General features: G+C 44.1%; 3 protein-coding genes and 1 pseudogene. 1 reads left to right on the top strand and 3 read right to left on the bottom strand.

The genetic code is table 11. The features are described from left to right. Positions 1-249 precede the first annotated feature (249 nt). Positions 250-498, top strand: a complete 249-nt coding sequence (locus tag L8106_RS28960) for a hypothetical protein (RefSeq protein ID WP_009788145.1) — start codon at positions 250-252, stop codon at positions 496-498. An 89-nt stretch (positions 499-587) separates the two neighbouring features. On the opposite strand, the gene L8106_RS28955 is transcribed toward L8106_RS28960, so the two are convergent. From L8106_RS28955 to L8106_RS28945, 3 genes and pseudogenes are all read right to left on the bottom strand, one after another. After that, a complete protein-coding gene (locus tag L8106_RS28955) occupies positions 588-941 on the bottom strand; it encodes a DUF1257 domain-containing protein (RefSeq protein WP_009788144.1) in 354 nt (117 codons plus the stop codon). Between the two features lie 171 nt (positions 942-1,112). Beyond that, positions 1,113-2,632, bottom strand: a pseudogene (locus L8106_RS28950) (AAA family ATPase). A gap of 116 nt (positions 2,633-2,748) precedes the next feature. Then, on the bottom strand, positions 2,749-3,099 hold the full coding sequence (locus L8106_RS28945) for a hypothetical protein (RefSeq protein WP_009788141.1): 351 nt from the start codon (positions 3,097-3,099) through the stop codon (positions 2,749-2,751). Positions 3,100-3,313: the final 214 nt, after the last annotated feature.

Below are 3,313 nucleotides of genomic sequence, written 5' to 3'. Positions count from 1 at the left end.
GCATTCGACAGAGCATTAAAAACCACCACCTGAGTTTCACAGAAGCTTGTATGACGGCGATCGCGATCATTACCGTTCTGGTGCTTCAGACTCAGCCTCAAAATTCTCCACTCGGATTTAGTCTCAAACAAAATCTTTCATTATTAACAGAGTTAAAGACTGATTAAATAACAATTTCTCGCCCAGTTAAACCCTGAAGCAATTGACAATTCTACACTCTTAATGTCATCATTTTTAGGAGACTTGATTATGCTTTGTAAATCCGTCAGATCTAACCCCAAAAGCCTCAACACTTCTTTTAAAATTTCTGCTGTGATCGCCTTAATTACGGTTAGTATGATGGGTATAACAGCCGAAACGCCTCAAAAATATTTAAAGCGTAATCACAACGAAGAACTTCATCTCACTAAACCCGGAAAAGTCACGATTTCTCGCTACAAAATGACAGACCCCACAACAGGTTTAGGAATGTCTGTCTCTAAAATTCACTATCAATAATCTCAAAGTCATTTGAGTCAAATTGAATATCGAAAAAAAACGGGCTAACCCGTATGGTTAACCCGCAAGCTTGGGAACGCTCTGAGCGATTATTTTTGAACGATCAACTTAACGTTGGCGTTTTGCAGACCACGCTGCTTAACTTCAGAAAGAGTTTTGTTAACAGCGTACTTCTGATTAATAGCGTTGATTAATTCAGTTTGGTTGTGTTTTTTAGCAACGCCCCACAGGTCAGCGATCAGGTCGAAAGTACCATCGCTGTTGCGAGACCAACCTAAATCATACTCACCTTCGAGAATTGCAACTAAGTCAGCGCGAACACGTTGGCCGTTGTAACCACGAACATCTGCATTGCTCTTTACAGAGATACCTAAATCGCGTAAAGAAGTCTTCAGGATTTCGGAATCAGTGATTTTAGTACGCAGAGTGCTGAAATGAGACATTGTAATATCCTCCTAGTGGAACTAAAAACGAAACAACAACGGTTTTGGGTTTTAACGGATACCGCCTTGAATTTGTAGCGTAGACGCTGATCACAAGAGCGGTGTTCTTTTCAGAAACTGCTAGCTTTTTATGTGCTAGCCTCTCCTCCTGTTTGGACCAGGAGAAAGCTTTTAAAATTCCATACGCTGATACTCAGCGACGGAAGATGCAGCTGGCCGCGCCCTCTGACGAGCCCAATCGCGCAGGGCAGTCACTTGTTCGTTCATCGTTTTCGACAGAGGTAGTGTCGCTTTAATGGCGGCGATGATATCAAGCTGCGTAAACTCTCGATCTTGAGCAAAAGCTTCGTACATTGCAGCGACGAGTGCTTGCTCAATTTCTGCCCCAGAGAAACCTTCAGAAACCGTAGACAACTGATCTAAGTCGAAGCGATCAATTTCTGAACGTCGTTTGGACAGGTGAATTTTGAAAATATCTTGCCGTTCCTCTTTGGTCGGAAGGTCAACGAAGAAAATCTCATCAAATCGTCCTTTCCGCAAGAACTCTCCCGGTAGCCGTTCCACACGGTTCGCCGTTGCCATCACAAAAACAGGTGAGGACTTTTCTTGCATCCAAGTCAGGAAAGAACCAAAAATCCGGCTAGATGTTCCTCCATCAGAATCGGCTGAACCTGAATTACCAGCGAAAGACTTGTCTAACTCATCGATAAACAAAATCGCGGGTGAAATCGATTCGGCAGTCTTGAGAGCGTTTCGTAAGTTAGCCTCAGAGCGACCCACCATTGAGCCATCATAGACTCGGCCCATATCCAACCTCAGCAAGGGTAAACCCCATAACCGAGAGGTGGTTTTCGCAATCAAAGACTTTCCACAACCGGGTATTCCCAGAATCAGCATTCCCTTTGGCTGGGGTAAACCATATTCGCGAGCTCGTTCTGTAAAAGCATTAGAACGTTGTTTTAACCAGCGTTTTAGCTCCTCTAAGCCTCCGACAGCATCAATCGTTTCGTCAACATCGATATATTCTAATATCCCGTTACGTCGAATGATCTGCTTCTTCTCAGATAGAACAATCTCAACTTCTGCTTCAGTTAGGCGACCTGCTGTTACATAAGCCTTACGGTAAACCTTCTCGGCTTCGTCTTTTGTCAATCCCAGAGTTGCTTTTAATAGCTTTTCTCGCGTTTCTGTACTGATTCGACGAGAACGGGTTTGTTCTAACTGAGCTGACAGAACTTGATTTAGCTCTTTCATATCAGGCAGAGCAAAGTCGAGAACGACAACTTCCTTCTCTAGCTCGATCGGGATTTCTTGCACCGGAGACATCAAAATGATAGTCTTGTTAGTATCTTTGAAACTCGCGATCGCATCCCGCAACACCGGGTCACTTCTGGAGAATCCTTGAAGGGATGCAAATCTTTGAAGACATAAATACTACCAGTAACATTGGGTTCTCGATGTCGAATTACCCACTCAACTGCCGCGTGCGGAGAGACTGTATTTGACTGAACAGTAGTACGCGGTTGATCATGCTTGACTAGCCCACGGGTGACAGTCCAGACATAAACCTCTCGTTGACGCTTGGCTTGTGCGATTCTGGCGATTGTCTGCTCAGACCGCTCCTCCTCGGATGTGACGAGGTAGATCAGAGGATATCGAGCTTCAATTAAGATTCCTAATTCTTCTTGCATAGTCCTCGATCCATTAGAGACGGTACAACAATTTGGTGTGAAGGATTTATTCTAACTCTTTCACTCAAATCTGAACACGACAGGTGCGCCCAAACTGCGTTCGAGAGTTGATTGAATTAACAGGGAACCAGCTTTTCTTCTCCTTGCTGGGCTGGAGGAGCATCAACTTGCTGTACTTGCTGAAGTTTAAGTTCTTCTTCTGTCAGTACACTGGGTTGATTTTTCAGTGAAACGAGTTCACCTTCCCTGATAACAACTGAGTTGGCACATTCGGGACATGAGTATACCCGATGAGTTTGCCCATGCGATGCTTCTATTTCATCGACGACCTCTGGATTATTGAGGTAGAAGATAATCGCCCGTTCAGCCAGAGAAGACATCGGTTCTGATTCAACTGCTGCCTTAATTTTTAATTTGCGGTGCAGTTGGGGCGGAATATATAACGTTACCTTTTGCTTGCTTTGCATAGGACAGTGAACTTGTGTACCCGGGTATGTATTTAAAGATAAAGGGATTTTTCCAAGATGTCAAGACGTTATGCTGCTATAACGGTATTTTTTTTACATTTCGTTACAATTCCATTCAAAAAAGAGTGAGAAACCCCCCATAGATCCAGGACTGTGCGCGTTCTAACCCTAAAACTTGATTTGTGGGGAGGTAGGGAGGTAGGGAGGTAGGGAG

The organism is Lyngbya sp. PCC 8106 (assembly GCF_000169095.1).
GTDB lineage: Bacteria > Cyanobacteriota > Cyanobacteriia > Cyanobacteriales > Microcoleaceae > Capilliphycus.
The sequence above is the reverse complement of the archived record's forward strand: the minus strand, read 5'-3'. Positions and strand labels throughout refer to the sequence as shown.